This is a genomic window from Actinoplanes sp. URMC 104, assembly GCF_051386375.1.
In the GTDB taxonomy this organism is placed as follows: domain Bacteria; phylum Actinomycetota; class Actinomycetes; order Mycobacteriales; family Micromonosporaceae; genus Actinoplanes.
On record NZ_JBPQTO010000007.1, the window covers coordinates 521,381 to 546,307 of the forward strand.

The following is a 24,927-nucleotide window of genomic DNA, read 5'->3' on the forward strand; positions in this document are numbered from 1 at the left end:
CGACCCCGAGGTCCGGCAGAAGGCGAGACGTTCCGCTTCCCGGGTCGACGACGGGTCAGCGGCCCCCGCCCCGGCCGGCTCCGGCGCGCGAACGACCGTACTCGGCGAGGGCGTGGAAGGCGGCCTTCGGCGTCCAGGAACCGTCCGGCAGCACCCGGACGACCCCGCGGGCGGCCAGGTCGAAGTCGCGCTCCGGGTCGCTGGTCGTGGGCAGGTGCCGGTTCGCGAAGGTGTAGACGAAGGCCGCGTCCGCGCCCCCGGCCTCGTAGTCGCGCAGCAGGTCCAGGATGTAGCGGGCCTGGCCCTGCTCGTCGCGCTCCAGCTCGGCGGTGAGCTTCGCGGCGACGCCGTGCTCGTCGTACGTCACCGGCTCCGACGCCCCGGCCACGTCGGCGGCGCCGCGGAAGGTGCAGCAGCCGAACTCCGTCGCGGCGTACGGCTTCCCTCGGCTCACTGCCGCGGCCAAGGACTGCGGAAAGGCGGCGGCGTTGGTGGCGTCGCGGTAGCCCGCATCGCTGGCGATGATGTCGAACGCCGACCAGTCCACGGCTTCCAGAGGGATCGAGGCGTACGTGACGGGGCCGCCGAACCGTTCCCGCACCGCCGGCACCGCCTCGGCGAAGAAGTCGCGCACCGCGGCCTGCGCGGCCGGCACCGACTCCCGCATCCGCATCGGGTCCGTGAACAGCGCCATGCGCTCGGCCAGGTCACGGCCGGGCAGGAAGCCGTCGGTGAACATCGAGATCTCCGAGCCGGTGACGTACACGACCCCGGCCCCGCTGCGCCGCAGCCGCTCCGCGCGCTCGGCCCCGTCGAGCACGAACGCCAGCAGCGTCTCGCGGTCGAGCCCGTTGGTGAACGGGCAGTACCACACCTCGAGCCCGGCCTCGGCGGCCAGGCGCGCGGTCAGCTCGAGCCGGTCCTGGACGCCGCCGGTGACACGGACCGCGTCACAGTGCAGCTCGTCGCGGATGACGTGCAGATCCCGCCGTACGGTCCCCGGATCGAACGGCTCGTGCGTGGTGGACCCGGCGCTCACGAAGCCGGTGTCGTAGTTCATGCCGTAGACGCGCATCCCGGGGCCTCCTCACCTTTAGGGTACGGCACGTACCCTACAAGCCATGAGCACGAGGCGCCGGGGCGCGGAGCTGGAACGGGCGATCCTGGAGGCGGCGGCGGCCGAGCTGCGCGAGTCCGGCTACGCGGGCATTACCATGGACCGGGTCGCCGCTCGCGCCGGCACCAACAAGAACGCCCTCTACCGCCGGTGGCCGCACCGCGCGGCGCTGGGCGTCGCGGCGTACCGGCACCTGACCGACACCGTGATGCCCGACCCCGACACGGGCAGCCTGCGGGGCGACGCCCTGGAGATGCTGCGCCTGGCGAACCGGACGTGGTCCTCCCCGCACGGCGCCGTCCTGCGCGCCCTGCTCACCGCCGCGGCCGACGACCCGGAGCTGCTCACCCTCATGCGCGAACGCTCCGGCGCCGACACCATGGACCGCGCCTGGCTCACCATGCTCGACCGGGCCGCCGCCCGCGGCGAGGCCCCGCCGGCGGCCGTGCATCTGCGGGTCGCCACCACCCCGATGATGCTGCTGCGCGCCGAGTACGCGATGCGCGGCGTCCCCTCCGTCCCCGACGAGGTGCTGCTCGAGATCGTCGACGAGGTCTTCCTCCCCCTCGTCCGCGGCCGCGGCAGACAGCGTCAGAAGGCTGCAACGAGCCCCGGCAGTTCGGCCAGCGAGTCGATCCGCATGGTCGGCAGTCGCATTCCCTCCGGACCGTCTCGCTGAATCGTTGCCCACGGACCTCGACGGACGAGCGCAGTTCTGAACCCGGCGAGTGCCGCAGGCCTGATGTCGTTGTCCAGCCGGTCACCCACGTACAACGCCTCCTCCGGCCGGCATGGCATCCGCTCGGCGAGCGCCTCGAAGAACCGCAAGTCCGGCTTCGAGACACCCCAGTCGTCGGAAGTGGCCACAAGGTCGGCCGGCAGGTCGAGCGACCGCAGGATACGCCCAGCACGAACCGTCTGGTTGCCCGCGATGCCGACCCAGACCCCGGCCGCCCGCAGCGCCTTGAGCGCCGGCCGCACGTCTGGATACAGGTCATCCTCGCCGAACGACTCGGGCCGGCCCGCCGCGGCCCGCTTCTCGCGCTCTTCCGTCAGATCGAAGCCCGGCCGGAAGACTTGAAACGTCTCGCGGTAGTCGCGTCCCTGCGAGATCACCGCACCGAACATCGCCGAGAACGTATGCCGGGGCACGCCCAGCCAGTCGGCCCAGGTGCCGTACTCCCGCGTCTCGTCGACGAGGCACTCTCCGACGTCGAACACCACGGCCCGGATCACGACTTCAGGCTAGCCGCAGAACCTGGCGCAGCAAGCCACGCAGGGGCTCACAGCAGGCTGCCCATATCCGCCGGATTCGCTTCAGACAGCACCGCGCCGATGTGGCGCCTGAGCGGCAACGATCTCCGGCAAGCCAACCGGCTTACTGGTACGAGCTGGCCGAACTGAGTAGCCGATGGGCCGCGAACAGAACCGGAAAAGCCCACCCCGAATGACACCGATCCGCGCGGTCAGCGCCTAACGTACGTCTACCGGTAACCCCCTTGAGCGGAGAGCGATGAGCAAGCTTGCCACGATCCTCGACCAGATTGACAGCGGCACGATGCTGCTTCCGGAGTTCCAGCGCGGATACGTCTGGAACCGCGATCAGGTCCGAGGCCTGATGAGGTCCTTGTATCTGGGATATCCGGTCGGTGCGCTGTTGGTCTGGGAGACGGAAACCGATCCGGGATCCGTTCGCGGAACCGGACAGGTCGGCGCTGGTGTCAAGCTGCTGCTCTTGGACGGGCAGCAGCGGATCACATCACTCTATGGAGTGGTCCGGGGACGCCCGCCGGCGTTCTTCGAGGGAGAGGCGGCGACCTTTACCGGGTTGCGCTTCAACGTCGATGAGCAGACATTCGAGTTCCACGCTCCCGCAAAGATGAACGGAGATCAACGCTGGGTGGATGTGACCGGGCTCTTCGTCGAAGGCCTGGCCCCGCAGATCACGGCACTGTCTGCGGATCCCGTCACTGCGCCGCATTTGGCGGTCTACGTTGAGCGGCTGAGCAAGCTGCACAATATCCTGCAGCGGGAGTTCCACCAGGAGAAGATCACCGGGCATGACATGGGCGTTGACGCCGTCGTGGAGATCTTCAACCGCGTCAACTCAGGCGGCACGAAGCTGTCCAAGGGTGACTTGGCACTGGCCAAGATTTGCGCCGAGTGGCCGGAAGCCCGCGCCACGATGCGCAAGTACCTGCAGACCTGGGACAAGGCCGGATTCCAGTTCAACCTCGACTGGTTGCTGCGCAACGTGAACGCTGTTGCCACCGGACGGGCGCAATTCGACGCGCTCGAGAACGTCGCGCCCGACGAATTCGCGGGCGCGCTGCGGGACTCCACGAAGCATGTCAGTGGATTCCTCGACGCTGTCTCGGGACGTCTGGGGCTTGATCACAACCGCGTACTGATGGGCCGGTACGCGATTCCCGTGGTGTCGCGCTTCCTGCACCTCAACGGCGGCGGATTTCGCGACGCGGCGGAGCGGGACCGCATGCTGTATTGGTACGTCCAGGCGGCGCTATGGGGACGTTTTGCTGGCTCTACAGAAACGGTACTCACCCAGGATTATGAAACCCTGAACCGAGGTAGCGTCGATGGGCTGATTGCAAGTCTGACGAGGTGGCGCGGCGGAAACCTGACCATCGACGGCCAAGACTTTGAGGGCTTCGGACGCGGCTCCCGCTTCTATCCGCTGCTTTATCTACTCACCCGCGTACTTGACGCCCGCGATCTTGGTACCGGACTTCCGCTCAAGAGTGAGATGCTGGGGCATCTCACCTCACTCCAGGTCCATCACATCTTCCCGAAGGCGCTGCTGTACAAGCAAGGATATCGGCGCGCTGAGGTGAATGCCGTAGCGAACTTCTGCTTCCTCACCCAGCAGACCAACCTCAAAATCGGCAAGCGGTCACCTGAGGAATACTTCGCCGAAGTGGAGGCCAAGCAGCCCGGCGCCCTGGCCTCGCAGTGGATTCCGCTGGAACGGGACCTGTGGAAGCCGGAAAATTACCTCGACTTCCTCTCTGCCCGCCGCGAGCTGCTAGCTTCCGCCGCCAATGGCTTCCTGGCCAAGCTCCGAGACGGCGCGGCGCCCACGACTGAGCCGCTCATGCGGATGGCAGCTGTCGACGAAGAAGACATCGACGAACGCACCCAACAGGTCGAGAAGCTGGTCGCGGAACTGACTAAGCTTGGGTGTGCCGAGCCGGAGCTGGACGTCGAAATCACCGACCCGGTATCCCGTCGACCGCTGATTATCGCCGAGGCGCTGTGGCCGGACGGCCTGCAGCCCGGTCTCGGTGAGCCGGTCGTTCTCGAGCTCGACGAGGGCGGCGCGCTGTCGCGCCTCAACGAGTTGGGATATCAGGTGTTCACGTCGGTTGACGCGCTTCGACAATTCGTCCTTCGCCGTAACGCCCAAAGTGCTGGCGTCGTACCCACCACCGGGGAATCCGGCCTCATTGCGGCGTAGGTCGTGCGGGCGGTGAGCAGTGCTGATCACCGCCCGTGCACTCGTTAGTACGGCTTCTGCTTGTCTCACCCGTTCAGAACGTCATTTCATCGGTAATTCGGCTCGCAAGGTGGTCCGCCGCGTGACTCACAGGTTCACATCCGGATGCTGCCAAGGGACGACGGGAAGGGACGGCACGCGGATGAACCCCAGCGATTAATTACCGAGGCGACGCAGTCGCGCAAGACTGACCTCGGCCCCTGCGGCGCCGCGGCCGCGCGCACGGAGCCGGCTGGCTCCTGCGCCGGTCGCGGCGCTTGCAGCGAGACGGCGGCGGGGAGGGTGGAGGCAAGCGGCAACCCCGTGACATGTTCCGAGGATGGAGGGCACAAGACGCGTCAGACCGGCACGCGCTCTGCGAACACGAGGCCGTCGTCGTCGCCGTCGACTATGACGTGGTGGCCGGGGCGGAGCTCGTTGAAGAGGATCTTCTCGGCCAGTGCGTCCTCGACCTCGCGCTGGATCGTGCGGCGCAAAGGCCGCGCGCCCATCGACGGGTCGAAGCCCTTGCGGGCCAGGTATTCGCGGGCCCGGTCGGTGAGCTCGACGGCCATGTCCTTGTTGCGCATCCGGGCATCGATGTCCGCCATCATGACGTCGACGATGCGCAGCACCTCGGCCTCGGTCAGCCGGGGGAAGACGATCGTTTCGTCGATGCGGTTGAGGAACTCGGGGCGGAAATGCTCCTTGAGCGCATCGCCGACCTGACGCTTCATGTGGTCGTGCGTCGTGTCGGCCGGCGTCGCGAAGCCGACCGGGACGCCGCCAAGGGAACGGCTGCCCAGATTGGTCGTCATGATGATGACAGTGTTCTTGAAGTCGACGATCCGGCCCTGACCGTCGGTGAGGCGGCCGTCCTCGAGAATCTGCAGCAGCGTGGTGAAGACGTCCGCGTGCGCCTTCTCGATCTCGTCGAACAACACCACCGAGAACGGGCGCCGCCGCACCTTCTCGGTCAGTTGCCCGCCCTCCTCGTAGCCGACATAGCCGGGAGGCGCCCCGACGAGCCGCGCCACGGTGGAACGGTCGTGGAATTCCGACATGTCGAGCTGCAGCAGTGCGTCCTCGGAGCCGAACAGGAATGCGGCGAGCGCGCGGGCGAGCGACGTTTTCCCCACGCCCGACGGGCCGGCGAAGATGAACGATCCGGACGGCCGTTTCGGATCCTTCAAACCGGCCCGCGTACGGCGGATAGCGCGCGACACGGCGGCGACGGCGTCGTCCTGGCCGATGACGCGCTTGTGCAGTTCGTCCTCCATGCCCAGCAGCCGGGTGGTCTCCTCCTCGGTCAGCTCGTGCACCGGAATGCCGGTCCAGTTCGCGAGAACCTCGGCGATCTGCTCCTGGCCGACCTCGAGCATTTCCTCCCGCGGCCCCGAGGCCTCCTCGTCGCGGATGCGGGCGGCCCGTTCGAAGTCCTGCGCGTCGATCGCGGCCTCCTTGTCGCGCCGCAACCTGGCCAGCCGTTCCTCGGCGGGCGACGGGGACGAAAGGCGCCGGATCCGCATGCGCGCGCCCGCCTCGTCGATCAGGTCGATCGCCTTGTCGGGCAGGAACCGGTCGGACACATAGCGATCGGCCATCGTCACCGCCGCGGTCAGGGCGGCATCGCTGTACGAGACGCGGTGGTGCGCCTCGTAACGGTGGCGCAAGCCCTTGAGGATCTCGATCGCCTGCGCGTGCGTCGGTTCCTCGATCTGCACGGATTGGAAGCGCCGGGCCAGCGCAGCGTCCTTCTCGAAGTATTTGCGGTATTCGGCGGTGGTCGTGGCGCCGATCGTCTGCAGCTCGCCGCGGGCCAGCATCGGTTTGAGGATGCTGGCTGCGTCGATCGCACCCTCGGCGGCGCCCGCGCCGACCAGGGAGTGAATCTCGTCGATGAACAGGAGGATGTCGCCGCGGGTGCGGCATTCCTTGACGACCTTCTTGAGCCGTTCCTCGAAGTCGCCGCGATAGCGCGATCCCGCCACCAGCGAGCTCAGGTCGAGGGTGTAGACCTGCTTGGCCCGCAGCGTTTCGGGCACGTCGCCGCGCACGATCCGGTGGCACAGTGCGTCCACGACCGCGGTCTTGCCGACGCCGGGCTCGCCGAGCAGCACCGGGTTGTTCTTCGTGCGGCAGGAGAGCACGACCATGACCCGCTCGACCTCGCGGTCGCGGCCGATGACCGGGTCGAGCTTTCCGTCCCGCGCGCGCTGTGTCAGGTTCACCCCGAACTGCTCGAGCAGCGTGGACGGGGCACTTTCGACAACGGCGGGAGTGGCCTCGCCCTGCAGCAGCGCGAGCACCTTTTCGCGTACGCGAACCGGGTCTGCTCCGGTCACGTGGGAATCCTCGCGGATGAGCCCGAGCAGGATGTGCTCGGTGCCGATGTAGCTGTGGCCGAGCTGCAGCGCCTCGCGCAGCGACAGTTCGAGCACCTTTTTGGCGCGGGGCGTGAACGGCATGTGGCCGCCCGGCGGGACCTCGCCCTCTTCGAGCCTTCCGCGTACGCCCTCAAGCGTGACGCCGAGGCTCTGCAAGGCCTTTGCCGCCACGCCGTCGCCCTCGTGGAGAAGGCCGAGCAGAAGGTGTTCCGTGCCGATGACGTTGTGGTTGAGCATGCGGGCTTCTTCTTGGGCCAGCACGATCACCCGGCGGGCACGGTCGGTGAATCGTTCGAACACGGCACTCACGTCCTCGCGGGCGGAGCCCCACGCACTCCACCGATGGTCGGACGCGCGTCATCGCGGTCGGGTGGAATGCGCTGAGGCGGAGCCTCTTGGCGTGGACGCGCGGCCCGCGTGGGGGGCCTCGCAACGCTCGTGCAGGCGCGGCTGCCCCCTCACCATAACGCGGCCCGTCCTACGATGGCGCCAGGGAGGACAGCGATGACGGAGACGAAGCGACCCGACCGCGCGCGCCGGCGTGCCATCCGTGCCCTGGCAGCCCAGCTGGGCGTGGCCTATTCGGTCGCCGCCCGCCTGCTCGCCAACGACCACCGCCGATTGCTGTTCGCGCAGCGCGAACAACGCCCCTTCCACGCGCGGGTCCGCGACACGCGCGAGGCCGTCGATCTCCCGCTCGGCCGCGCCGCCCATCTGACCGCCCGATTTCCGCGGATGCACACGCCGGCCGGTCCCCTTTTCGACGGTCCGGGCCGGCAAACCATTCTCGCCATGCTCTACGCCGTGCTCCGCGACGCCTGTCCCGATCCCGGGGAACTGTCGTGGGTGGCCGAACTGGGCGAGGAGACCGCCGTCGACATCACCTGCGTGGCGCTCGACCGGGCGGCCCGCCTGCTGCTCGACGACGACTCGTGGCGCCTGTGGACCCGCATCGAGGGCGCGCTGACCGCGGGCGAGACAGGCCAGGACCGGCGCGTACGCGACGTGTCGATCACCCTGGGCCGGGAACTCCGTACAGTGAGCCTTCGCAGCTCACTCGCCGCCACGAGGCAAACCCTCGACGCGCTCCTGGTGGCGCCCTTCGAGGGCCACGCCCCCGGCACCCGCCTGCGCGGCGGCACGGTGGTCGGCGTCCGCTGGCCGCAGTCGGGCCCCCCGATCGCGTACGAGGTACGCCGCGACGGCGAGCACACCACCCACGTCGTGCCCGCCGACCAGGACCAGCAGCCCGTCGGCGTGTGAGCTACTCGGCGATCCGCGCCCGGTAGTCCTGCGCGCCCAGCGCCGGGCGAGGCTGCCCTTCCGCGGCCGCCAGGGCACGGTCGACCAGCTCGGGAGCGGTGCCCGCACGTTCGGACAGCCACGCCACCCAGTCCGGCAGCACGTGTCGGGCCTGCTCCGCGTAGTCGTCGCCGAACTCGTCGCGCAGCGCGAGCACCACGTGGGCGATCCGGTGCGGGGAGCAACAGGAGTACAGCTCGGCGACCTCGCGCGGCCACACCTCGGCCAGCGCTTCCGCCAGGTCGGCGTCGTCCCGCCGAGCGACTCCCCGGGCGACGCGCCATTGCACGAAGGCTGCCGGTTCCGGGACGCCGGGGCGCGGCCCGCGCGCCGGGTCTTCCCTCACCTCCGCCAGCACGATCTCGGCCAGCCGGCGGCATCGGAGGTACTCCGCGAACTGCTCGACCGACTCGCCGCCGAGCGCGATCATGCCCTCCACGCGCGGGAGAACGGCCTCCAGCAGAACCGTGTCGTCGATCGGAGCCCACCGCGCGCCGGCCGACGCGAACCCGCCGACGCCGGCCCGCCAATCGGCAAGCGCCTCCTCCGGCGACGCGTAGTAGCCGCTGTGCACAGTGATCGGCTGGGCGCAGGCGTCGACGTCCCAGAGGTACCACCGGACGCGATCACCCGGAGGGGCGAACGGCGCGAGCACCGCGAAGCGACTGCCGTAGCGGTCCCGCGTCCACGACACCTCGCCCACCGGGCGCTTCTCGTCCGGCTCCCAGCCGACCTCCCGGGCAAGCTCGCCGGGCATGATGCCGAGCACCGCGGCCAGCACTTGCCGCGCCCCGGGCGGAACCTCCTCCCCGTCCACCGCGCCGGCGGCCGCCGCGAGCAGCGCGGGGGCGAAGTGTTCCGGGCCGACATACTTGTCGCGCCGGCTGCTCAGCTCGTCGAGCAGCGGCCCCAGCCGCCTGCACAGCTCGTCCTCGAGACCGGACACCGGTTGACGCTCGGCGGAGCAGGCCGTGAGGTCCGCGACCAACGCCGCCGCCGGCGGACCGGCCAGCCGCACCCGACGGGCCCTGCTCTGCTCTCCCCGTGCCAGTGTCTGCTCCAGGGACCACTGCTCGGCTCGCTGGGGGTGCCGTCCGCGGCGCCCCGGCTTCTTCCTGCGCTTGCGCGACACGGGCATCGCAGCAGCGTAGCCAGATCGACGCGTCGGCCGCTGCAGGGTCACCGGTGGAGGTGACTGGTCACCGACGGCCGTAGCGCCGCGCGACGAGCAGAGCCGCCGCCGCGGCCACGCCGGCGACTGCGCGGCGGGCGTACGTGCGACCCGGCTCGCCCCAGCCGCCGCGGGCCGCGGCGGGGCCGGGGCGGGAGGTGAACAGGCCGCCGGGGGTGGGGGCGGCCGGGGTGCCGGCGTGCAGGAAGTAGCGGCGGCCCAGGTGGGCCATCAGGCGGGCGGTGACGTCCGGGGCCAGGGACTGGGGGACGCCGAGCAGGTTGGCGGAGCCCACGCGGCGGGCCCGGCGGGGATGGTCGACGGAGCGCACGATGGCGGCGGCGACCCGTTCGGGAGGGACCACGGGCGGGACGGGGCGCAGGGTGCGGCCGGTGTAGTTGCCCGAGGTGAGCGCGGTCGGGGTGTCGACGAAGGCGGGGTAGACGCCGCAGACCTCGATGCTGGAGCGGACGGCCAGCTCGGCGCGCAGGGCGTCGGTGAAGCCGGCGAGGCCGTGCTTGGCGGCGACGTAACCGGTGGCCCAGGCGGTGGGCAGGCGGCCGCCGATGGAGACGACGTTGACGAGGACGCCGGTGCCGCCGTGGGCGAGGAAGTGCGGGACGACGGCGTGGGCGCCGTTGAGGGCGCCGATCAGGTCGACCTCCACCAGGCGGCGGTCGACGTCGGCGGGGATGCGCTCGAACGGGCCCCACAGGCTGGTGCCGGCGTTGTTGACCCACACGTCGACGCGGCCGAACGCCTCGGCGGCGGAGCTGACGACCTGTTCCATGCGGGCGGCGTCGGTGACGTCGCCGGGCACGGCGAGAACGCGGGCGCCGAGTTGCGCGCATTGCCGGACAGCCTCGGCCAGCCGCCGGCGGCCGCGGGCGACCAGCACCACGTTGTCGCCGCGACGGGCGAAGGCGCGGGCCGTGCACAGGCCGATGCCACTGGAGGCTCCGGTGACGACGACGGTACGAGGCATCGCGCGGGCGTACCCCGGCGGGTGCGGATGATGCTCAGCTCAGCGGCGGAAGTCGCTGCGAACGGTCGAGAACGTCGGCGAACAGGTCGCCGCGTTCCTCCAGACGCGCGAGAACGTGCGGAAGCGTGAAACCGTCGGGGCGCAGCGTGGGGTCGTCGAGCTCGGACCAGTCGATGGGAGCGGAGACGGGGGCGCCGGGAGCGGGGCGCGGACTGTACGGGGCGACGAGCGTGCGGTTGATGGCGTTCTGCGTGTAGTCGAGGCGGGCGAGGCCGTTGCGGCCGGACCGGTACCAGCTCCAGCTGATCAGGTCGGGTACGACTGCGCCGACCGTACGGGAGAGGTCCCGAACCCACGCCCGGGTGTCGTCGAAGGAGAGGCCGGGCGCCACGGGGACCCAGATCTGGATGCCGCGGCGGCCGGTGACCTTGGGGCGGGCGGCGACGCCGAGGTGCTCGAACGCGGTGCGGTGCAGGCGGGCGAGCGTGAGAATGTCGTCCCAGCTGGTGCGCTCGCCGGGGTCGAGGTCGACCAGGGCGTACGTGGGCCGGTGCTGATCCTCGACCGTCGAGGTCCACGGGTGCCACTCGAGCGCGCCGAAGTTCGCGGCCCAGATCAGCGCGGCGGGCTCGTCGACGACCAGGTAGGTGCGGGTCTCGCCGGGGCCGGCCTCCGGGTTGGTCCAGCGCGACAGCCAGGCGGGCGCGTGCGTGGGCAGCTCCTTGTGCCAGAAACCCTTGGTGCCGGCGCCGTGGGGATAGCGGTGCATGTTGAGGGGGCGACCGGCGAGGTACGGCGTGAGGACCGGGGCGACGCGGGCGGTGTAGCGCAGGAAGTCACGCTTGGTGACGGCCTGCTCCCCCGGGCGGGCCGGGAACAGCACCTTGTCGAGGTTGGTGACCTTGAGCTCCCGGCCGAAGACCGACCAGGTGCCGGCCTGCCCGAGGGAGGCCAGCTCGTCGACCGCGACCGGTGACACTAGGCGGCTCGGCGCTGGGCTTTGCGGACGGCCTTCTCCAGCTCGGGACGGTCCAGCTTCGTCCGGCCGGGGACGTCGAGATCGCGGGCCAGCTTGAGCAGGTCGCTCTTCGTCATCGCGCCGAGGTCGGTGGACCGTCCCTTGGCCGCGGTCTTCGCGCCGGTGGCGGACTTCTTGGAGGACCCGGCAGAAGCGGACGACTTCCGGGAGGCCGGCGACTTGCCCGACCGGGCGGACTTGGCAGAAGTGGAGGACTTCGAGGAAGAACCAGCAGAGCCGGAGGAGGCGGCCCGGCGCTGGGAGGCGGCCTCGACGCTGCGGCGCAGCACCTCGAACAGGTCGGAGGCGGCGGTCGGCTCCGGCGCGTCCTCGGCGGGCGTGATCTCCTTGCCCTTCTTCTTCGCCTCGATCAGCTCGTTGACCCGCTCGGTGTACGTGTCGCGGAAGTCCGACGGCTTCCACGGCCCGGACATCGAGTCGATCAGCTGCTCGGCCATGTGCATCTCGGCCGGCTTCGCCTGGTTGCGGCGCGGCAGCTCGTCGATCTGGTCGGCGGGGTCGCGCACCTCGTCGGCGAAGTACATGGTCTGCAGCACGAGCAGCTCGCCGTCGGCGCGGATCGCGGTCAGATACTCCTTGCCGCGCATCACCAACGTGCCCACGGCCGCCCGGCCGGTGTCGGCCATCGCGTCGCGCAGCAGCCCGTACACCTTGGCCGTCTCGCTGCTGCCCGGCCCCAGCCAGTACGTCTTCTGGTAGTACAGCGGGTCGATGTCGGCCAGCTCGACGAACCGGTGGATGTCGAGGCTGCGCGACCTGCCGGGCGCGACCGAGTCGAGCTCGTCCTGGTCGAGCATCACGTAGTCGCCGCCGCCGACGTCGGCGCCCTTGACGATGTCGTCGAACTCGACCTCCTTGCCGGTGCGCTCGTTGACGCGGCGGTACCGGATGCGGTCCGCCGTGCCCTTCTCGAACTGATGGAAGCTCACTTCGTGCTCGTGGGTGGCCGAGTACATCGCCACCGGCACCGACACCAGGCCGAAAGTGATGGCTCCTGTCCAGATCGGTCGCGCCATGCGAAATGCATTACCCCGAAGGCTGCGCCCGGAATCGTCGGTGGTGGCACGCTTATCCGGCGTACCGTGCAAATGGTGACGCGCAGTGCCGGAGAACCCGCCCGGGTGCGCCGCTCCCTCGTCGCCCTCGTGCTGGTGGCGGCCGTGGGGCTGGCCGGCACCGCGCTGGCGGCCATCGCGCTGCGTAACACCGAGCAGGACCGGCTGACCCGCGCCCTGCACCAGCGCACCGCGATGGTCCAGCAGGCGATCGCGGGCGAGGTCAACCGGTACGTCACCTCGCTGTCCGACCTGGCGGCGGCGACCGGCGCGCAGGCGCGGCTGGAGGCGGCCGAGTTCAGCGCGATCACCGGCTCGGTCGACCGGCGGCGGCTGCCGGGCGCCACGGGCCTCACGTTCGTGGTGCCCGCCGAGGCGGCCCGCGTCGCGGCAGTGCAGGCGGAGTGGCGGGAGCGCGGCGCCACGGGGCTCACCCTGCGCCCGGCCGGTCCGGGCCCGCACCGGTTCGCGGTGCTGCACAAGTCGCTGGACGGCACCGGCTCGTCCGCCGGGATGGACGTGACCCCGTCGGCCGCGGCGGTTGCCGCGATGAACACCGCCGAGCGCAGCTTCCGGGTGACGGTCAGCCGCTCGTACCGCCTGCTCAAGGACGCCGACGTGCCGCCCGACCGGCGCCAGCTCTCGTTCGTCTTCGTCGCGCCGGTGTATGCGACGTCGCCCGGCGCGCCGGACGCGGGCCGTTTCCGCGGCTGGCTGCTGCTCGGCGTACGCGGGGAGGACTTTCTGCGGGAGGTGGTGGCGGCCTCGGCCGGGGACGCGGTGGCGGTCACCCTGCTGGACGGCGGTGAGGCGGTGGCGGACTGGCGGCCGGACGTGCGGCTCGACGCGGACGCCGGCCTGATCGACACCCGGGTCGCGGTCGCGCAGCGCGGCTGGGACCTGCGGGTGGAGGCCACCGAACGGCTGCTGGCCGGCACCTTCCAGGGGCTCGACAAGCTGGCCTGGGTGGTCGGGATCGTGCTGACCGGGCTGCTGGTGGCGCTCACCGGAGCGGTCGTGACGTCGCGGAACCGGGCCGAGCGCCGGGTCGACGAGGCCACCGCGGCGCTGCGCGACGACATCACCCGGCGCCAGGAGGTCGAGCAGCGGCTGCGGCAGCGGGAGGCCGAGCTGGTGGGGTTCGCGGGCGTCGTGGCCCACGACCTGCGCAGCCCGCTGGCCCGGATCATGGGGTACGCCGACTTCCTGCACGAGGAGGCGTACGACCGGCTCGACGGCACGCAGCGTGACTTCCTGAGGCGGCTGCGCTCGGGCGCCGACCACATGCGGGTGCTGATCGACGACCTGCTCGACTACGCGACCGCGGAGAACCGGCCGATGGCCACCGCTCCGGTCGACCTGCGCGGGCTCGCCGAGCAGGTGGCGCGGGACCGGGCGGCGGAGCGGCCGGCGCGGGTGGAGGTGGGCGAGCTGCCGACCGTGGAGGGCGATCCGACCCTGCTGCGCCAGGTGCTCGACAACCTCATCGGCAACGCGATCAAGTACACGCCGCCGGACCGGGAACCGCGCGTGCGGGTCGGCTGCCGCGCTCTCGGTGACGGCAGGTGGCGCTGCGAGGTGGCCGACAACGGGATCGGCATCCCGGAGCGGGATCGCGAGGCCGTGTTCGAGGCGTTCGCGCGGGCCGACGGCAGCCAGAACTTCCCCGGTACGGGGCTCGGCCTGGCCATCGTCCACCGGATCGTCGAGCGCCACCACGGAACGGTCGGCATCGACGCGAACCCGGGCGGCGGGAGCATCTTCTGGTTCACGATCCCCGAGCGCGCGGGGAGCCCCGCCACCTCCGGTGTCGAGATGGCGGGGCGGTCCGCTAACTGAGGGTGCAGCTCACGTCGGCCGGGGTGGCCGCGGGGCCGCTGCCGACCAGGCCGAACGACGTGCTCGCGCCGGCGGCGAGGGCGCCGTTGTGGTCGGCGTTGCGCACGGTCACGGCCGGGGTCGTGAGCACGCCGTTCCACAGCGACCCGACCGTGGTGCCGCCCGGGTACGTCCACGTGACGGTCCACCGCGTGCCGGCGGTGGTGCCGGTGTTGCGCACGGCGACCTCGGCCTGGAAGCCACCGGTCCACGAGCTGGTCGTCTTGTAGGTCGCCGAGCAGCCCTGGCTGGTGTTGCCGCCGCCGGTTGTCGTGGTCACGCTGCGTGCCGCGGAGGCGGCCGAGACGTTACCGGCCGCATCACGGGCGCGGACACTGAACGTGTACGCCGTGGACGGCGTCAGACCCGTGACGGCGTACGTCGTCCCGGACACCGTGGCGATCACCGTGCTGCCGCGCAGGACGTCGTACGCGGTGACGCCCACGTTGTCGGTCGCGGCGGCCCAGGTCAGGGTCACGCCGGTGCCGGTGATCGCGCTAGCCGCCGGCTGCCCCGGCGCGGTGGGCGCGACCGTGTCGGTCCCGCCGCCGCCGTCGCTGTAGCGCTGGGCCAGGCTGATGCCGGTCGTGCTGCCCGTGCCGCCGAGCGGAACCTGATGGTCCAGGCCGACGAACTTGCCCGAGTACTGCCAGAGCGCGGGCTTGAGCAACGCGTACTTCTGCTCGTCCCAGGTCTTCCAGTCGTCGAGCAACAGGCCCCCGGTGTCGCCGGAGTTGGGGTTGAGCACCCAGAACGTCTGGTGCAGCTTGTTCTCGACAATCAGGTCGCGCAGCGCGGTCATCCACTTGTCCTGGCGCGCGTCCTGCCCGAGCCGGCCGCCCCACTCGCCGATCAGCAGCGGCGCGGTGCCGTTCTCGTGCAGGTAGAACCAGTTCGGCCGCCACACGTCGTTGGTCAGCGAGGCCTTGTCGAACGGCTTGTCGAACCACGGCTGGTTGTACACGAGCGGGCCGTAGTCGTGCGGGGAGTACACCAGCTGGTCCTGGTTCGCGCCCAGGTTGATCGGGTGGTCCTTGACGCCGCGCAGGTTGCCGCCCCACCAGTTGTTGTAGTAGTTCGGCGACAGGTCGGGGTCGGTGTTCGGCGAGTTCCAGGTCTCGCCCTCGCGCGGGTAGGTCTCGATGCCCTCGACCAGGACCAGCACGTCGGGGTTGATCGCGAGGATCCGCTTGGCCGCGGTCTCGGCCGTGTTCTTCCAGTTGTCGACGTCGGTGGAGCCGTCCCACTTCGCGCGGACGGTGTCGTTGGGCGTGCCGTGCGGCTCGTTCTTGAGGTCGAACGCGACGACCGTGTCGTTGGTCTTCCAGCGCGTTGCTGCCCATTCCCACGCCTGGTAGTACAGCTCCGGCGTGACCGTGCCCTTGTACCAGACGGGATGAATGTGCCCGGAGTTGTCGGCTTCTGCCGAATGCACGTCCAGAAGAACCTTGATGCCGTACGTTTCGCACAGTTGCAGCCAGAACTCGAAGATCTCGAGGCTGTTCTTGCCCGCGAGCTCCGGGTTCGCGTACGTGTTGACGTTGGGGGCGGTGGCCTGGCCGTTCTTCCACTCCAGCAGCAGCTGGGTCGAGATCGGCACCCGGACGATGTTGATGCCGCGCTGCGCCATCGACCGGGTGATGTCGGTGATGTTGGCCGACCAGAGGCCGTGGAAGACGCGTTCGGACGCGTTGAAGCCGAACCAGTTGGCGCCGGTCAGCCAGACCGGGTTGCCGGCCGCGTCGACGATCTGGTTGCCGGAGACGTGCAGCCAGTCGCTGCCCGGCGCCGCGGCGACCTCGGCCGCTCGTGGCGCCGTCTCGGGGGCCGCGGTGGCTGCCACGCTGGGCATCGCCAACGTGAGGCCGACCGCGGCGGCCAGGCACTTGCTTGCTCTGCTGAGGAACACATGAACTCCCGGATCGAGGACGGGGATCGGAAGCGGGGCACTTGCCGGAGCGCCGACAACAGTGGGAGCGCTCCCATCGACAGTATTTAATGCGTTCTTCATCTGAACAAGACCTTGTTCGTGCCCGACGATCGACAAGCGTCTCTTGCGGTCGTATCGTGCTGCGATGGTGGGAGCGCTCCCACCTCACCCGTCCCTCTCCCCCAAGGGGTTGCACCGATGCGCCGCACCGTGATCTCGCTGCTCGCCGGCGGTCTGCTGCTGACCGCCGCGGCCTGCGGCACCGCGAAGGACCAGCCGGGCTCCACGTCCGCCGCACCGCCCGCGGCCGCCCCGCCCGCCTCCGCCGCCGGAGCCGGCACCGGCCCGGCCGCCACCGGCGCCGCGGCCCCCGCCGCGATCAAGACCACGTGCGAGGCGCTCGGCCAGGCGTACGGCAAGAACATGGCGCCCTTCGCCCGGGCCCTGACCGAGTACGTGGCCGACCGCAAGACCATCGCGACGGCTCAGCAGTCGCTGGCCGCCTTCGCCACCGCCGTGCAGGAGGCGACCGCGTCCAGCGCCGACGCCCAGCTCAAGGCCGACGGCAAGCAGGCCGCCGCGCGCATGCACGCCAAATCGACCGACGCCACGTTCTTCGCCGGCATCAAGACCGGCAAGGACGTCAGCAAGACCCTCGGGCCGACGATGACCCAGTGGCTCTCCCCGGTTCAGCGCCACTGCAGCTGACCCGGCGGTGCCGCTCGTCGCCGGTCGTTATTGTGGGCACCGACCCGGACGGCGGAGGGAGCACCATGCAGCACGGACAGGCGCGCGTCGACCACGGCGTGGTCGCGGGCACGTTCAGCCTCGACGGCCAGACCTTCGACGTCGACAACAACATCTGGGTGGTCGGCGACGACACCGAGTGCGTGGTGATCGACGCGCCGCACGACGTCGACGCGATCCTGGCCGTCGTGGGCGGGCGCACGGTCCGGGCGATCGTCTGCACCCACGCGCACGACGACCACGTACGCGTCGCGCCCGCCCTGCGCGAGCGCACCGGCGCGCCGATCCTGCTGCACCCCGACGACCGCCCGCTGTGGGAGCTCACCCACGGCACGGCGGTCGCCTGGGACACCGACCTCGCCGACGGCGCGCGGGTCGAGGTCGCGGGCACGGCGCTGACCGTGCTGCACACCCCAGGTCACGCGCCCGGCGCGGTCTGCCTGCACGCCCCCGACCTGGGCTGCGTCTTCACCGGTGACACGCTGTTCCACGGCGGGCCGGGCGCCACCGGCCGTTCGTACTCCGACGCCGACCTCATCGTCGCCTCGATCCGGGCCAAGCTGTTCACGCTGGCGGGCGACACCGTCGTGCACACCGGGCACGGCGAGGACACCACGATCGAGGCCGAGCGCGCAGCCCTAGCCGAATAGCTCACGCAGCCACGGCAGGCTGTGCAGCGGCTGGAAGGTCGCGCCGCCCTCGTGGCCGTTGTAGGGCCAGACGACCATCTGCTTGGGGCCGCCGTAGCGGTTGAAGGCGGCGTACACGGTGGACGGCGGGCACACCGCGTCCATCAGGCCGACCGAGTACAGCGCGGGCGCGGTCGCGCGCGCGGCGAAGTGAACGCCGTCGAAGTACGCAAGGGTGGCGAAGGTCTGCTCGACCTTGTCACGGTTGACGGCGAACATGTCGGCGAGCTCCCGGTACGGGTACGCGTCGGTGATCTCGGTGGCCCGGCGGAAGTGCGTCAGGAACGGCACGTCCACGAGCGCGCCGCGCAGGTCCGAGCGCAGCCCGGCGACCGCCTGGGTGATCGCGCCGCCCTGGCTGCCGCCGGCGACCACCACGCGCGACGGGTCGACCTCCGGGCGGGTCTTCACCGCGTCCACGGCCCGCACGGCGTCGGTGAACAGCCGCCGGTAGTAGTAGTCGTCCGGGTCGAGCACACCGCGCGTCATCAGGCCGACGTGCTGCGGGCCGGCGTGGGCGCCGTCGGGCGTGTCGCCGTCGCCCTGGCCGCGCGTGTCCATGACCAGCACCGCGTAGCCGGCCGCCGGCCACAGCAACCACTCGTGCGGGCGGCCGCGCCCGCCGCCGTACCCGATGTACTGGACGATCGCCGGCAGCGGGCCGGAGGTGTGCCGCGGCGTGAGGAACCACGCGGCGACGCGCTGCCCGCCGAAACCGGTGAAGCGCACGTCGAAGACGTTCACGCCGGGCAGCAGGGCGTCGTACGGCTCGAAGGCCGGCGCCAGGTCGTGCCCGGCCGCCTCGTCGAGCGTGCGCTTCCAGAAGTCGTCGAAGCCGGCCGGCTCCGGGATGGTCGGGGCGTACGACGCCAGCGCGTCGAGGGGAAGATCGAACTGAGCCATCCGCCCATTGTCACGGAGCGAACAACCCGGGAAGCCCCCCGCCGACCTTCCACCGCGCGCATGCCCCCCTCATGATCCTCTTCGCGCCGTACGTGCGGAATATCCCGCGCGCGACTCGGGAGCGGGTCTCTACGATCGGCCGCATGAGCCTCCGGAGCCTGACGCAGGTCGAAGCCGAGCAGCGGGCAGCGTTGATCGCCGTGGAGCACTACGACATCTCGTTCGACTTCACGGATCTGCCGACCGGCCCCGAAGTAACTTGTTCCTCCACGGTGACCTTCACTTGCCGGGAGCCGGGTGCGTCGACTTTTGTCGACTGTGTGGCGCGGGTCGTGTCCGCCACCCTCAACGGCCGGCCGTTGCCGCCCGCCGAGGAGGGCCGGATCGCGCTGCACGATCTTGCCGAGAGCAACGTGGTGCGCGTCGACACCGTGCAGGACGACACGACCGACGGCGCCGGTGTGCACAAGGTGGTCGACCCGGCCGACGGCGAGGTCTACGTGTGGACGACGTTCGCGCCCGACGAGGCCCGGCACGTTTTCGCGTGTTTCGACCAGCCGGACCTCAAGGCGCCGCACGCCTTCACCGTGACCGCGCCCGCCGGCTGGACGGTGACGTCCAACAGCGGCGACCCGCAGATTCAAGATCTTGACGGCGTACGGCGGTGGACGTTCCCCGACACGCCGAAGCTCGCGACCTACAACTGCGTGGTCAACGCCGGACCGTTCCACGAGGTGCGGCGCGAGGCCGGCGGGCACGACCTGGGCCTGTTCTGCCGCCGCTCGCTCGCCGCGGTGCTCGAGCGCGACGCCGAGCAGATCTTCACGGTCAGCGCGCAGGGCCTCGCGTTCTTCGGCGACGTCTTCGGGCTGCCGTTCCCGCAGCGCAAGTACGACCAGGTGTTCGTGCCCGACTTCGGTGGCGCGATGGAGAACTGGGGCTGCGTCACCTGGGACGACACGTTCCTGCGCCGGTCCGACCCGACGCCGGCCGAGCAGGAGTTCCTGGCGGTCGTGCTGCTGCACGAGATGTCGCACATGTGGTTCGGCAACCTCGTGACGATGCGCTGGTGGGACGACCTGTGGCTGAACGAGGCGTTCGCCGAGTTCGCGTGCTTTTGGGCCGCCGTGCGCGCCACCCGGCACACCAACGCGTGGGTCGGGCTGCTCGCGGGCGAGAAACTCACCGCGTACCTCGCCGACCAGGGTCCGGTGTCGCACCCGATCCACCAGCCCGTGCGCGATGTCGCCGAGGCGGCGTCCATCTTCGACGCGATCACGTATCCCAAGGGCGCCGCGGTGCTGCGCCAACTCATGACGTACGTCGGTGAGGACACCTTCGTCGCCGGCATGAAGCACTACTTCGCCCGGCACGCCTGGGGCAGCACGACCCTGCAGGACCTGATCGACGCGCTGGCCTCGACGTCGGGGCGCGACCTGAACGCGTGGCGCGCCGGCTGGCTGGAGACCGCCGGGGTGGACCGGCTGGTCCTGGACGGCTCCGACCTCGTCGGCGCCGGGCCCGCCGGGCCGCCCCGCCCGCAGGTCGTCGCGGTCGGCGCCTACACCCGCGGAGCCGGCGGCCTGACACGGACGGCGCTCGAGCTCGTCGACGTGCAGGGCCGCAGCACGCCGGTGCCGCTGCCGCCCGGCGCCGACCTCTACCTGGTCAACGACGAGGACCTGACGTTCGCCACCACCCGGCCGTCACCCCGCGACGCGCTGTTCGAGCTCGCCGGCGAGCTGCCCACCCCGGTGTCGCGCGGGGTCGCCGTCGCCACCATGTGGGACATGCTGACCAACGGCGAGGCGACCCCCGACGAGGTCGTCCGCTGCCTGACCGCCGTGCTGGCCGTCGAGACCTCCGACACGGTGATCGAGCCGTACCTGCGCCTGGCCGGCGACGCGGCCGAGCTGTGGTCGGGCGACCACAACCGCCCCGCACTGATGGCCGCTTTCCACGATTCCTGCGCGCGGCTCGCCGACCAGCCCGCCCGCCGCCAGGTCGCGCTGCGTGGTCTCATCCGTTCCGCCGCGAACCTCGACACTGTTGCGCGTTTGCAGCAGGACGCCGACGGCGACTTCGACCTGCTCTGGCGCTGCCTCACCCGTGCGGCCGAACTCGGCGGCGACACCACGGCCGGCGTACGGGACCTGCTCGACCGCGACCCCGACCCCGACGCCGGCTTCCGGGCCCTGGCCGTGCGCGCCGCCCGCGCCGACGCCGGCGAGAAGGCCGCCATCTGGCAGGCCGTCGCCGTCGACCGCACCGTGCCGATCGGCCACATGCGCGCCGTGGCAGCCTCGTTCTGGCGCCCCGGCCAGGACGCTGTGCTGTCCGGCTACGGCGACCGCTACCTCGCCCTGCTGACCGACTTCGCCCGGGGCGGCATGGTCCCCGCGATGGTCTACTCGGGGCTTTTGCTCCCCCGCTTCGGCGTGCCCGCCGACTTTCCCGCCCGCGCCGAGAAGGCCGTCACCGACGCCGCCCCCGTCGTACGCCAGACCGTCCTCGAGCGCGCCGACGAACTACGCCGCATGCTCCGCGCCCGCGGCTGACCCGGTCCTTCCGGCCACCGCCCGCCCGGTCCGCTCCGCCCGCGGCCCCACCTTTACGCGCCGCCGACCTGTTACCTCCGTCCGAAGCCGAGCGTCACCTCCGCAAGCAACTCACCCCGCCACCGCCACCCGAAGCAAGGCGCCATCTCCGCAAGCAGCTCACCCCGCCACTGCCACCCGACGCCGGGTTTCGCCGCCGCGAGCGGCTCACCGCGTCGACTCTCGCTGCTTCACCCGGCGCCCTTCGCTAATCCCCGCCGCCGCTCACCGGTTCACCTGGCCCCTTCGCGGATTCCCCGCCGCCACTCACTGCTTTACCCGCCGCCCCGCGCCACTCCGCCACCGCCGCCGCCGTTTCAACCACCGCCCCCCCTCGCCACTCCACCCGCCGCCCCACGCCACTCCGCCACCGCCGCCGCCGTTTCAACCACCGCCCCCTCGCCACTCCACCCGCCGCCCCACGCCACTTCGCCACCGCCGCCGTTTCGCCCACCGCCCCCTCGCCACTCCACCCGCCGTCCCTTACTGCTTCCGCCGCGCTGCTCCCCCGCCGTGCTCTTACCAGCCCGCCCGAATTCGCTCTTGGTGCTTCCTCCCGCGCCGCCCTCGCTTTACACCTCCCCTTTTCACTCGCCCGACCACGCATATCCCTGCTACTTCGGCCCGCGCCTATCCGTCGCCGCTTCGGCCCGCGCGGCCTCTTGGCTGCACCCGTCCGGGTCTGTCCTCTTCGTCGTTTGTGGCGCTCTGAGCAGTCTGCTTTCAGACACATCTACACAGGAAGCTCTCAGGCGCCGTGCGGACAAAGTTGATCGATTTTGTTGTAAAGTCCGGGCACAAATGGTCACGCAAGATCATCTTGTGTCATGACCGCGAACCACTGTCGTAAGCGTCTCCCGCGATTTCGCAGATTTAAGGACACGGGCTCGGACGATGTTCAACAGCGCAGTCATGTTCGCCAAGCAACGGACGCCGGAGCCGGTGCGCGTTCTTGCACGCCGCGCGCAGCTCGAGGCGTACAACACCAAGATGCGACTCACCGTGCCGGTGACGGCACACAGCGAGTTCGAGAACATCTACCACTGCGCGGTCCGCAAGACCGCCAGCCAGTGGATCAAGGAACTGTTCAGCGACTCGCTCGTCTACAAGCACACCGGACTGCTGACGTACGACCCGCGTTTCTACGGCTGGAAGCACCCGCGCGTCGTTCCGCCGCAGCGCATCGGGCTGTCGCTGTTCTTCCCCCGCGCCCGCTACGACAAGATGCCGAAACCTCCGCGTTTCCGCACGTTCTTCGTCATGCGGGACCCGCGGGACATGGTGGTGTCGAACTACTTCTCCACACGCAACTCGCACGGCCCGATGGGTGACGTGCTCGAGGTGCGCAAGGTGCTGCTCGAGAAGCCGCGCAAGGAGGGCATGCTCTGGCTGATCGGCGACATGAAGAGGAAGAACCGCTTCGACGCCATCCGGTCGTGGGTCGACGCGCCCGCGTCCGAAGAGGTGCGCCTCGTCCGCTACGAGGACCTGACCGGCGAAAACCAGCGCGACGAGGTCGACCTGTTGCTGAGGCACTGCGGCATCACGCTGTCGCCGGACGAGCTGACCACGCTGCTCGACCGCTACAGCTTCTCGCGGATGAACGACCGCAAGGGCACCGCCAAGGTCTCCCACTACCGCAAGGGCCAGGCCGGCGACTGGCAGAACCACTTCGACGACGACATCTACGAAGCTTTCGCCGACGCCACCGGCGACCTCGTCGACCGCCTCGGCTACCCGTCCTTCCAGCAGAAATAGCAGTGGTCCGTTCGGTTCGCGACTCGCCGGGAACGTCGGGGGTGACCGGGCAGGGTTTACGCAGGCATGGGCGATAGCGGCACCGGGCATCGCGGCATCAGGCCACCGGGTCGTCCGTCCACGGCGCACATCAGAGACGACGCCGTGTACTGGATCGGCGGCAGCGGCGGCGCCGACGCCCGCGGCCGATGCAACGGTCGTTGGCAGGCCGCCCGTCGGCGTGACAAGGCACGGCGCGACCAGGTGATCGGCCGGCCGCGCCCTCGGCGGGACAAGGCAGGGCGCGACTGGGTGGTCGGAGGTGGGCGGCGCTGCGCGGTCAGCCGGCCGATACGGGCTCGCCCGAGGAGTCGTTCGGCTTTCCGGTGCGTTCGTTGGCGCGGTCCAGCAGGCGCATCACCGGGGTCACGGCGACACCGTGCAGAACCACGGAGACCAGCACGACGAAACCGATCATGGCCCACACCAGGTCGGCTCCGGGGAATTCGGCGTGGGTCAGCGCGTACGACAAGTAGTAGAACGACCCGATGCCACGGATGCCGAAAGCGGCTATCACCCAGTGTTCCGCGGTGTGGCCCGGCGCGCCGCGCAGGGACAGGAAGCCGGACAGCGGGCGGATCACGAGGATCAGCGCCAGGCCGGCGAGGGCGGCGGGCCAGGTCAGCGGCTCGAGCAGGCCACCGACGACGGCGCCGCCGAACAGCAGGAGCAGCAGGACCGTGAGCAAACGTTCGGTCTGTTCGGCGAAATCGTGCAAGACCTGGTGATAGTCGTGAGAGCGTTCGGCTGCGCGGATGGCGCGGGCGGCCACGAACACGGCCAGGAACCCGTAGCCCTGGGCGACCTCGGCAACGCCGTACGCCAAAAACGTTGCGGCCAGCGCGAGGAAGCCCTCGGAGTGCTTCGCCAGGCGCAGCTCCTCCTTGCGAGCGCGGAAGAACAGCCAGCCGAGCACACGGCCGACGACGATGCCCGCGACGACGCCGACGGCCAGCCGGTAGAGCAGGTCCTTCCACGCCCACTCGCCCAGCCAGCCCATCCCGGCGGCGCCGGCTGTGGCCATGGCGATCGCGGCGTAGACGAAGGGGAACGCCAGGCCGTCGTTGAGGCCGGCCTCGGAGGTGAGCGCGAAGCGGACCTCGTCCTCGGAGTCCTCCTCGTCGGTGGGCTCGCCGACCTGGACGTCCGAGGCCAGCACGGGGTCGGTCGGCGCGAGCGCGGCGCCCAGCAACAGGGCGGTGGCCGGCACCATCCCGGCCCACCACCAGCCGAGCAGCGCCATCGCCGCGATCGTGACCGGCATGGCGATCACCAGCAGCCGCCAGGTCGACGACCAGCCGCGGAGGCTGAGTGGACGGTCGATCTTCAGGCCGGCGCCCATCAGTGCGACGATCACGCCGATCTCGGTGAGGTGCTCGGTGACCTTCGGGTGGAGCAGCGGGTCCGCGTTCGGGAGGCCGATGGGCAGGGCGAACACGAGCATGCCCAGCGCCAGGAAGGCGATCGGCATGGACAGCGGCCGGCGCTCCAGCAGACGCGGCAGGATGCCGGCCAGCAGAGCACCGAAACCGATCACCGCGAAAACCACGTCAGCTTTGGTCACCGCAGCAAACTGCCCCTCAAAGAATTGAACTAACCGCGTACTTCGTCACGACAGGTCTGGCCGCCGCGGAGGGATCAAGGGCAGAGGGAGGGGAACGGTCGGCCGCTTACGCCGCGGCACCGCGTTGTGCCTGGGCAAGGCGGCACGGAAGAAGTGGAGAACGGCACGGCGCTCGGAGGAGGTGACGGCGCGGCGCGGCGCTCGATGGAAGCGGGGAACGGCATGGCGCGGCGGTCGGCGGAAGTGGGGAACGGCGCGGCGCGACACTCGGCG

17 protein-coding genes and 1 pseudogene are annotated in these 24,927 nt (G+C 70.6%); 8 read left to right on the forward strand and 10 right to left on the reverse strand.

The window, feature by feature from the left end; all coding sequences use genetic code 11:
• Window positions 1-55 precede the first annotated feature (55 nt).
• Window positions 56-1,075, reverse strand: a complete 1,020-nt coding sequence (locus ACSNN8_RS23955) for a hypothetical protein (RefSeq protein WP_436651637.1) — start codon at window positions 1,073-1,075, stop codon at window positions 56-58.
• 46 nt (window positions 1,076-1,121) lie between these two features.
• Between ACSNN8_RS23955 and ACSNN8_RS23960 the strand changes: the two genes are divergently transcribed.
• On the forward strand, window positions 1,122-1,796 hold the full coding sequence (locus tag ACSNN8_RS23960) for a TetR/AcrR family transcriptional regulator (RefSeq protein WP_436651638.1): 675 nt from the start codon (window positions 1,122-1,124) through the stop codon (window positions 1,794-1,796).
• Here the strand turns inward: ACSNN8_RS23960 and ACSNN8_RS23965 are convergent.
• The gene (locus ACSNN8_RS23965) at window positions 1,709-2,353 is read right to left on the reverse strand and encodes an HAD family hydrolase (protein WP_436651640.1); all 645 of its coding nucleotides are present in this window, start codon (window positions 2,351-2,353) and stop codon (window positions 1,709-1,711) included. The genes ACSNN8_RS23960 and ACSNN8_RS23965 overlap by 88 nt on opposite strands.
• 277 nt (window positions 2,354-2,630) lie before the next feature.
• On the opposite strand from ACSNN8_RS23965, the gene ACSNN8_RS23970 reads away from it, so the two are divergent.
• Window positions 2,631-4,592: a GmrSD restriction endonuclease domain-containing protein gene (locus ACSNN8_RS23970; RefSeq protein WP_436651642.1), complete on the forward strand. Its 1,962-nt coding sequence runs from the start codon at window positions 2,631-2,633 to the stop codon at window positions 4,590-4,592.
• Window positions 4,593-5,002: 410 nt separating this feature from the next.
• Here the strand turns inward: ACSNN8_RS23970 and ACSNN8_RS23975 are convergent.
• Window positions 5,003-7,297: pseudogene (locus ACSNN8_RS23975) on the reverse strand (ATP-dependent Clp protease ATP-binding subunit); the annotation flags it as partial.
• A 204-nt stretch (window positions 7,298-7,501) separates the two neighbouring features.
• On the opposite strand from ACSNN8_RS23975, the gene ACSNN8_RS23980 reads away from it, so the two are divergent.
• Entirely contained in the window at window positions 7,502-8,260 is a 759-nt protein-coding gene (locus tag ACSNN8_RS23980; RefSeq protein WP_436651644.1) for a hypothetical protein, read from the forward strand.
• Between the two features lies 1 nt (window position 8,261).
• Here ACSNN8_RS23980 and ACSNN8_RS23985 read toward each other — a convergent pair whose 3' ends face one another.
• The 4 genes from ACSNN8_RS23985 to ACSNN8_RS24000 form a co-directional block, all read right to left on the reverse strand.
• The gene (locus ACSNN8_RS23985) at window positions 8,262-9,245 is read right to left on the reverse strand and encodes a hypothetical protein (protein WP_436651645.1); all 984 of its coding nucleotides are present in this window, start codon (window positions 9,243-9,245) and stop codon (window positions 8,262-8,264) included.
• A gap of 253 nt (window positions 9,246-9,498) precedes the next feature.
• A complete protein-coding gene (locus ACSNN8_RS23990) occupies window positions 9,499-10,455 on the reverse strand; it encodes an SDR family NAD(P)-dependent oxidoreductase (RefSeq protein ID WP_436651646.1) in 957 nt (318 codons plus the stop codon).
• A 34-nt stretch (window positions 10,456-10,489) separates the two neighbouring features.
• The gene (locus tag ACSNN8_RS23995; protein WP_436651647.1) at window positions 10,490-11,434 is read right to left on the reverse strand and encodes a DNA polymerase domain-containing protein; all 945 of its coding nucleotides are present in this window, start codon (window positions 11,432-11,434) and stop codon (window positions 10,490-10,492) included.
• Window positions 11,434-12,510, reverse strand: a complete 1,077-nt coding sequence (locus ACSNN8_RS24000) for a Ku protein (protein ID WP_436651649.1) — start codon at window positions 12,508-12,510, stop codon at window positions 11,434-11,436. Before ACSNN8_RS24000 ends, ACSNN8_RS23995 begins: the two co-directional genes overlap by 1 nt.
• A gap of 75 nt (window positions 12,511-12,585) precedes the next feature.
• On the opposite strand from ACSNN8_RS24000, the gene ACSNN8_RS24005 reads away from it, so the two are divergent.
• Entirely contained in the window at window positions 12,586-14,388 is a 1,803-nt protein-coding gene (locus ACSNN8_RS24005; RefSeq protein ID WP_436651651.1) for a sensor histidine kinase, read from the forward strand.
• Here the strand turns inward: ACSNN8_RS24005 and ACSNN8_RS24010 are convergent.
• On the reverse strand, window positions 14,381-16,279 hold the full coding sequence (locus ACSNN8_RS24010) for a cellulase family glycosylhydrolase (protein ID WP_436651980.1): 1,899 nt from the start codon (window positions 16,277-16,279) through the stop codon (window positions 14,381-14,383). The genes ACSNN8_RS24005 and ACSNN8_RS24010 overlap by 8 nt on opposite strands.
• Before the next feature lie 276 nt (window positions 16,280-16,555).
• Here ACSNN8_RS24010 and ACSNN8_RS24015 point away from each other — a divergent pair, with 276 nt between their 5' ends.
• Together ACSNN8_RS24015 and ACSNN8_RS24020 are read left to right on the forward strand one after the other, a co-directional pair.
• Window positions 16,556-17,065 carry a hypothetical protein gene (locus ACSNN8_RS24015; protein WP_436651653.1) on the forward strand — a complete coding sequence of 170 codons (510 nt, stop codon included), beginning with the start codon at window positions 16,556-16,558 and terminating at the stop codon, window positions 17,063-17,065.
• Window positions 17,066-17,130: 65 nt separating this feature from the next.
• A complete protein-coding gene (locus ACSNN8_RS24020) occupies window positions 17,131-17,754 on the forward strand; it encodes an MBL fold metallo-hydrolase (RefSeq protein ID WP_436651654.1) in 624 nt (207 codons plus the stop codon).
• Here the strand turns inward: ACSNN8_RS24020 and ACSNN8_RS24025 are convergent.
• On the reverse strand, window positions 17,743-18,696 hold the full coding sequence (locus ACSNN8_RS24025) for an acetylxylan esterase (protein ID WP_436651656.1): 954 nt from the start codon (window positions 18,694-18,696) through the stop codon (window positions 17,743-17,745). The genes ACSNN8_RS24020 and ACSNN8_RS24025 overlap by 12 nt on opposite strands.
• Window positions 18,697-18,839: 143 nt before the next feature.
• Between ACSNN8_RS24025 and pepN the strand changes: the two genes are divergently transcribed.
• Window positions 18,840-21,254: an aminopeptidase N gene (gene pepN / locus ACSNN8_RS24030; protein WP_436651657.1), complete on the forward strand. Its 2,415-nt coding sequence runs from the start codon at window positions 18,840-18,842 to the stop codon at window positions 21,252-21,254.
• Between the two features lie 933 nt (window positions 21,255-22,187).
• Window positions 22,188-23,051 (forward strand): sulfotransferase domain-containing protein, encoded by an 864-nt coding sequence (locus ACSNN8_RS24035; protein ID WP_436651658.1) that lies wholly within the window; start codon window positions 22,188-22,190, stop codon window positions 23,049-23,051.
• Between the two features lie 319 nt (window positions 23,052-23,370).
• Here the strand turns inward: ACSNN8_RS24035 and ACSNN8_RS24040 are convergent, their stop codons facing one another.
• Window positions 23,371-24,654 carry a cation:proton antiporter gene (locus tag ACSNN8_RS24040; protein WP_436651659.1) on the reverse strand — a complete coding sequence of 428 codons (1,284 nt, stop codon included), beginning with the start codon at window positions 24,652-24,654 and terminating at the stop codon, window positions 23,371-23,373.
• Window positions 24,655-24,927 lie beyond the last annotated feature (273 nt).

Excerpts from the sequence above, each read along its gene's own strand:
- ACSNN8_RS23955 (WP_436651637.1), bottom strand. The coding sequence starts at position 1,075 with ATGCGCGTCTACGGCATGAACTACGACACCGGCTTCGTGAGCGCCGGG.
- ACSNN8_RS23960 (WP_436651638.1), top strand. The coding sequence starts at position 1,122 with ATGAGCACGAGGCGCCGGGGCGCGGAGCTGGAACGGGCGATCCTGGAG.
- ACSNN8_RS23970 (WP_436651642.1), top strand. The coding sequence starts at position 2,631 with ATGAGCAAGCTTGCCACGATCCTCGACCAGATTGACAGCGGCACGATG.
- ACSNN8_RS23980 (WP_436651644.1), top strand. The coding sequence starts at position 7,502 with ATGACGGAGACGAAGCGACCCGACCGCGCGCGCCGGCGTGCCATCCGT.
- ACSNN8_RS23990 (WP_436651646.1), bottom strand. The coding sequence starts at position 10,455 with ATGCCTCGTACCGTCGTCGTCACCGGAGCCTCCAGTGGCATCGGCCTG.
- ACSNN8_RS24000 (WP_436651649.1), bottom strand. The coding sequence starts at position 12,510 with ATGGCGCGACCGATCTGGACAGGAGCCATCACTTTCGGCCTGGTGTCG.
- ACSNN8_RS24010 (WP_436651980.1), bottom strand. The coding sequence starts at position 16,279 with ATGCCCAGCGTGGCAGCCACCGCGGCCCCCGAGACGGCGCCACGAGCG.
- ACSNN8_RS24015 (WP_436651653.1), top strand. The coding sequence starts at position 16,556 with ATGCGCCGCACCGTGATCTCGCTGCTCGCCGGCGGTCTGCTGCTGACC.
- ACSNN8_RS24020 (WP_436651654.1), top strand. The coding sequence starts at position 17,131 with ATGCAGCACGGACAGGCGCGCGTCGACCACGGCGTGGTCGCGGGCACG.
- ACSNN8_RS24025 (WP_436651656.1), bottom strand. The coding sequence starts at position 18,696 with ATGGCTCAGTTCGATCTTCCCCTCGACGCGCTGGCGTCGTACGCCCCG.
- pepN (WP_436651657.1), top strand. The coding sequence starts at position 18,840 with ATGAGCCTCCGGAGCCTGACGCAGGTCGAAGCCGAGCAGCGGGCAGCG.
- ACSNN8_RS24035 (WP_436651658.1), top strand. The coding sequence starts at position 22,188 with ATGTTCAACAGCGCAGTCATGTTCGCCAAGCAACGGACGCCGGAGCCG.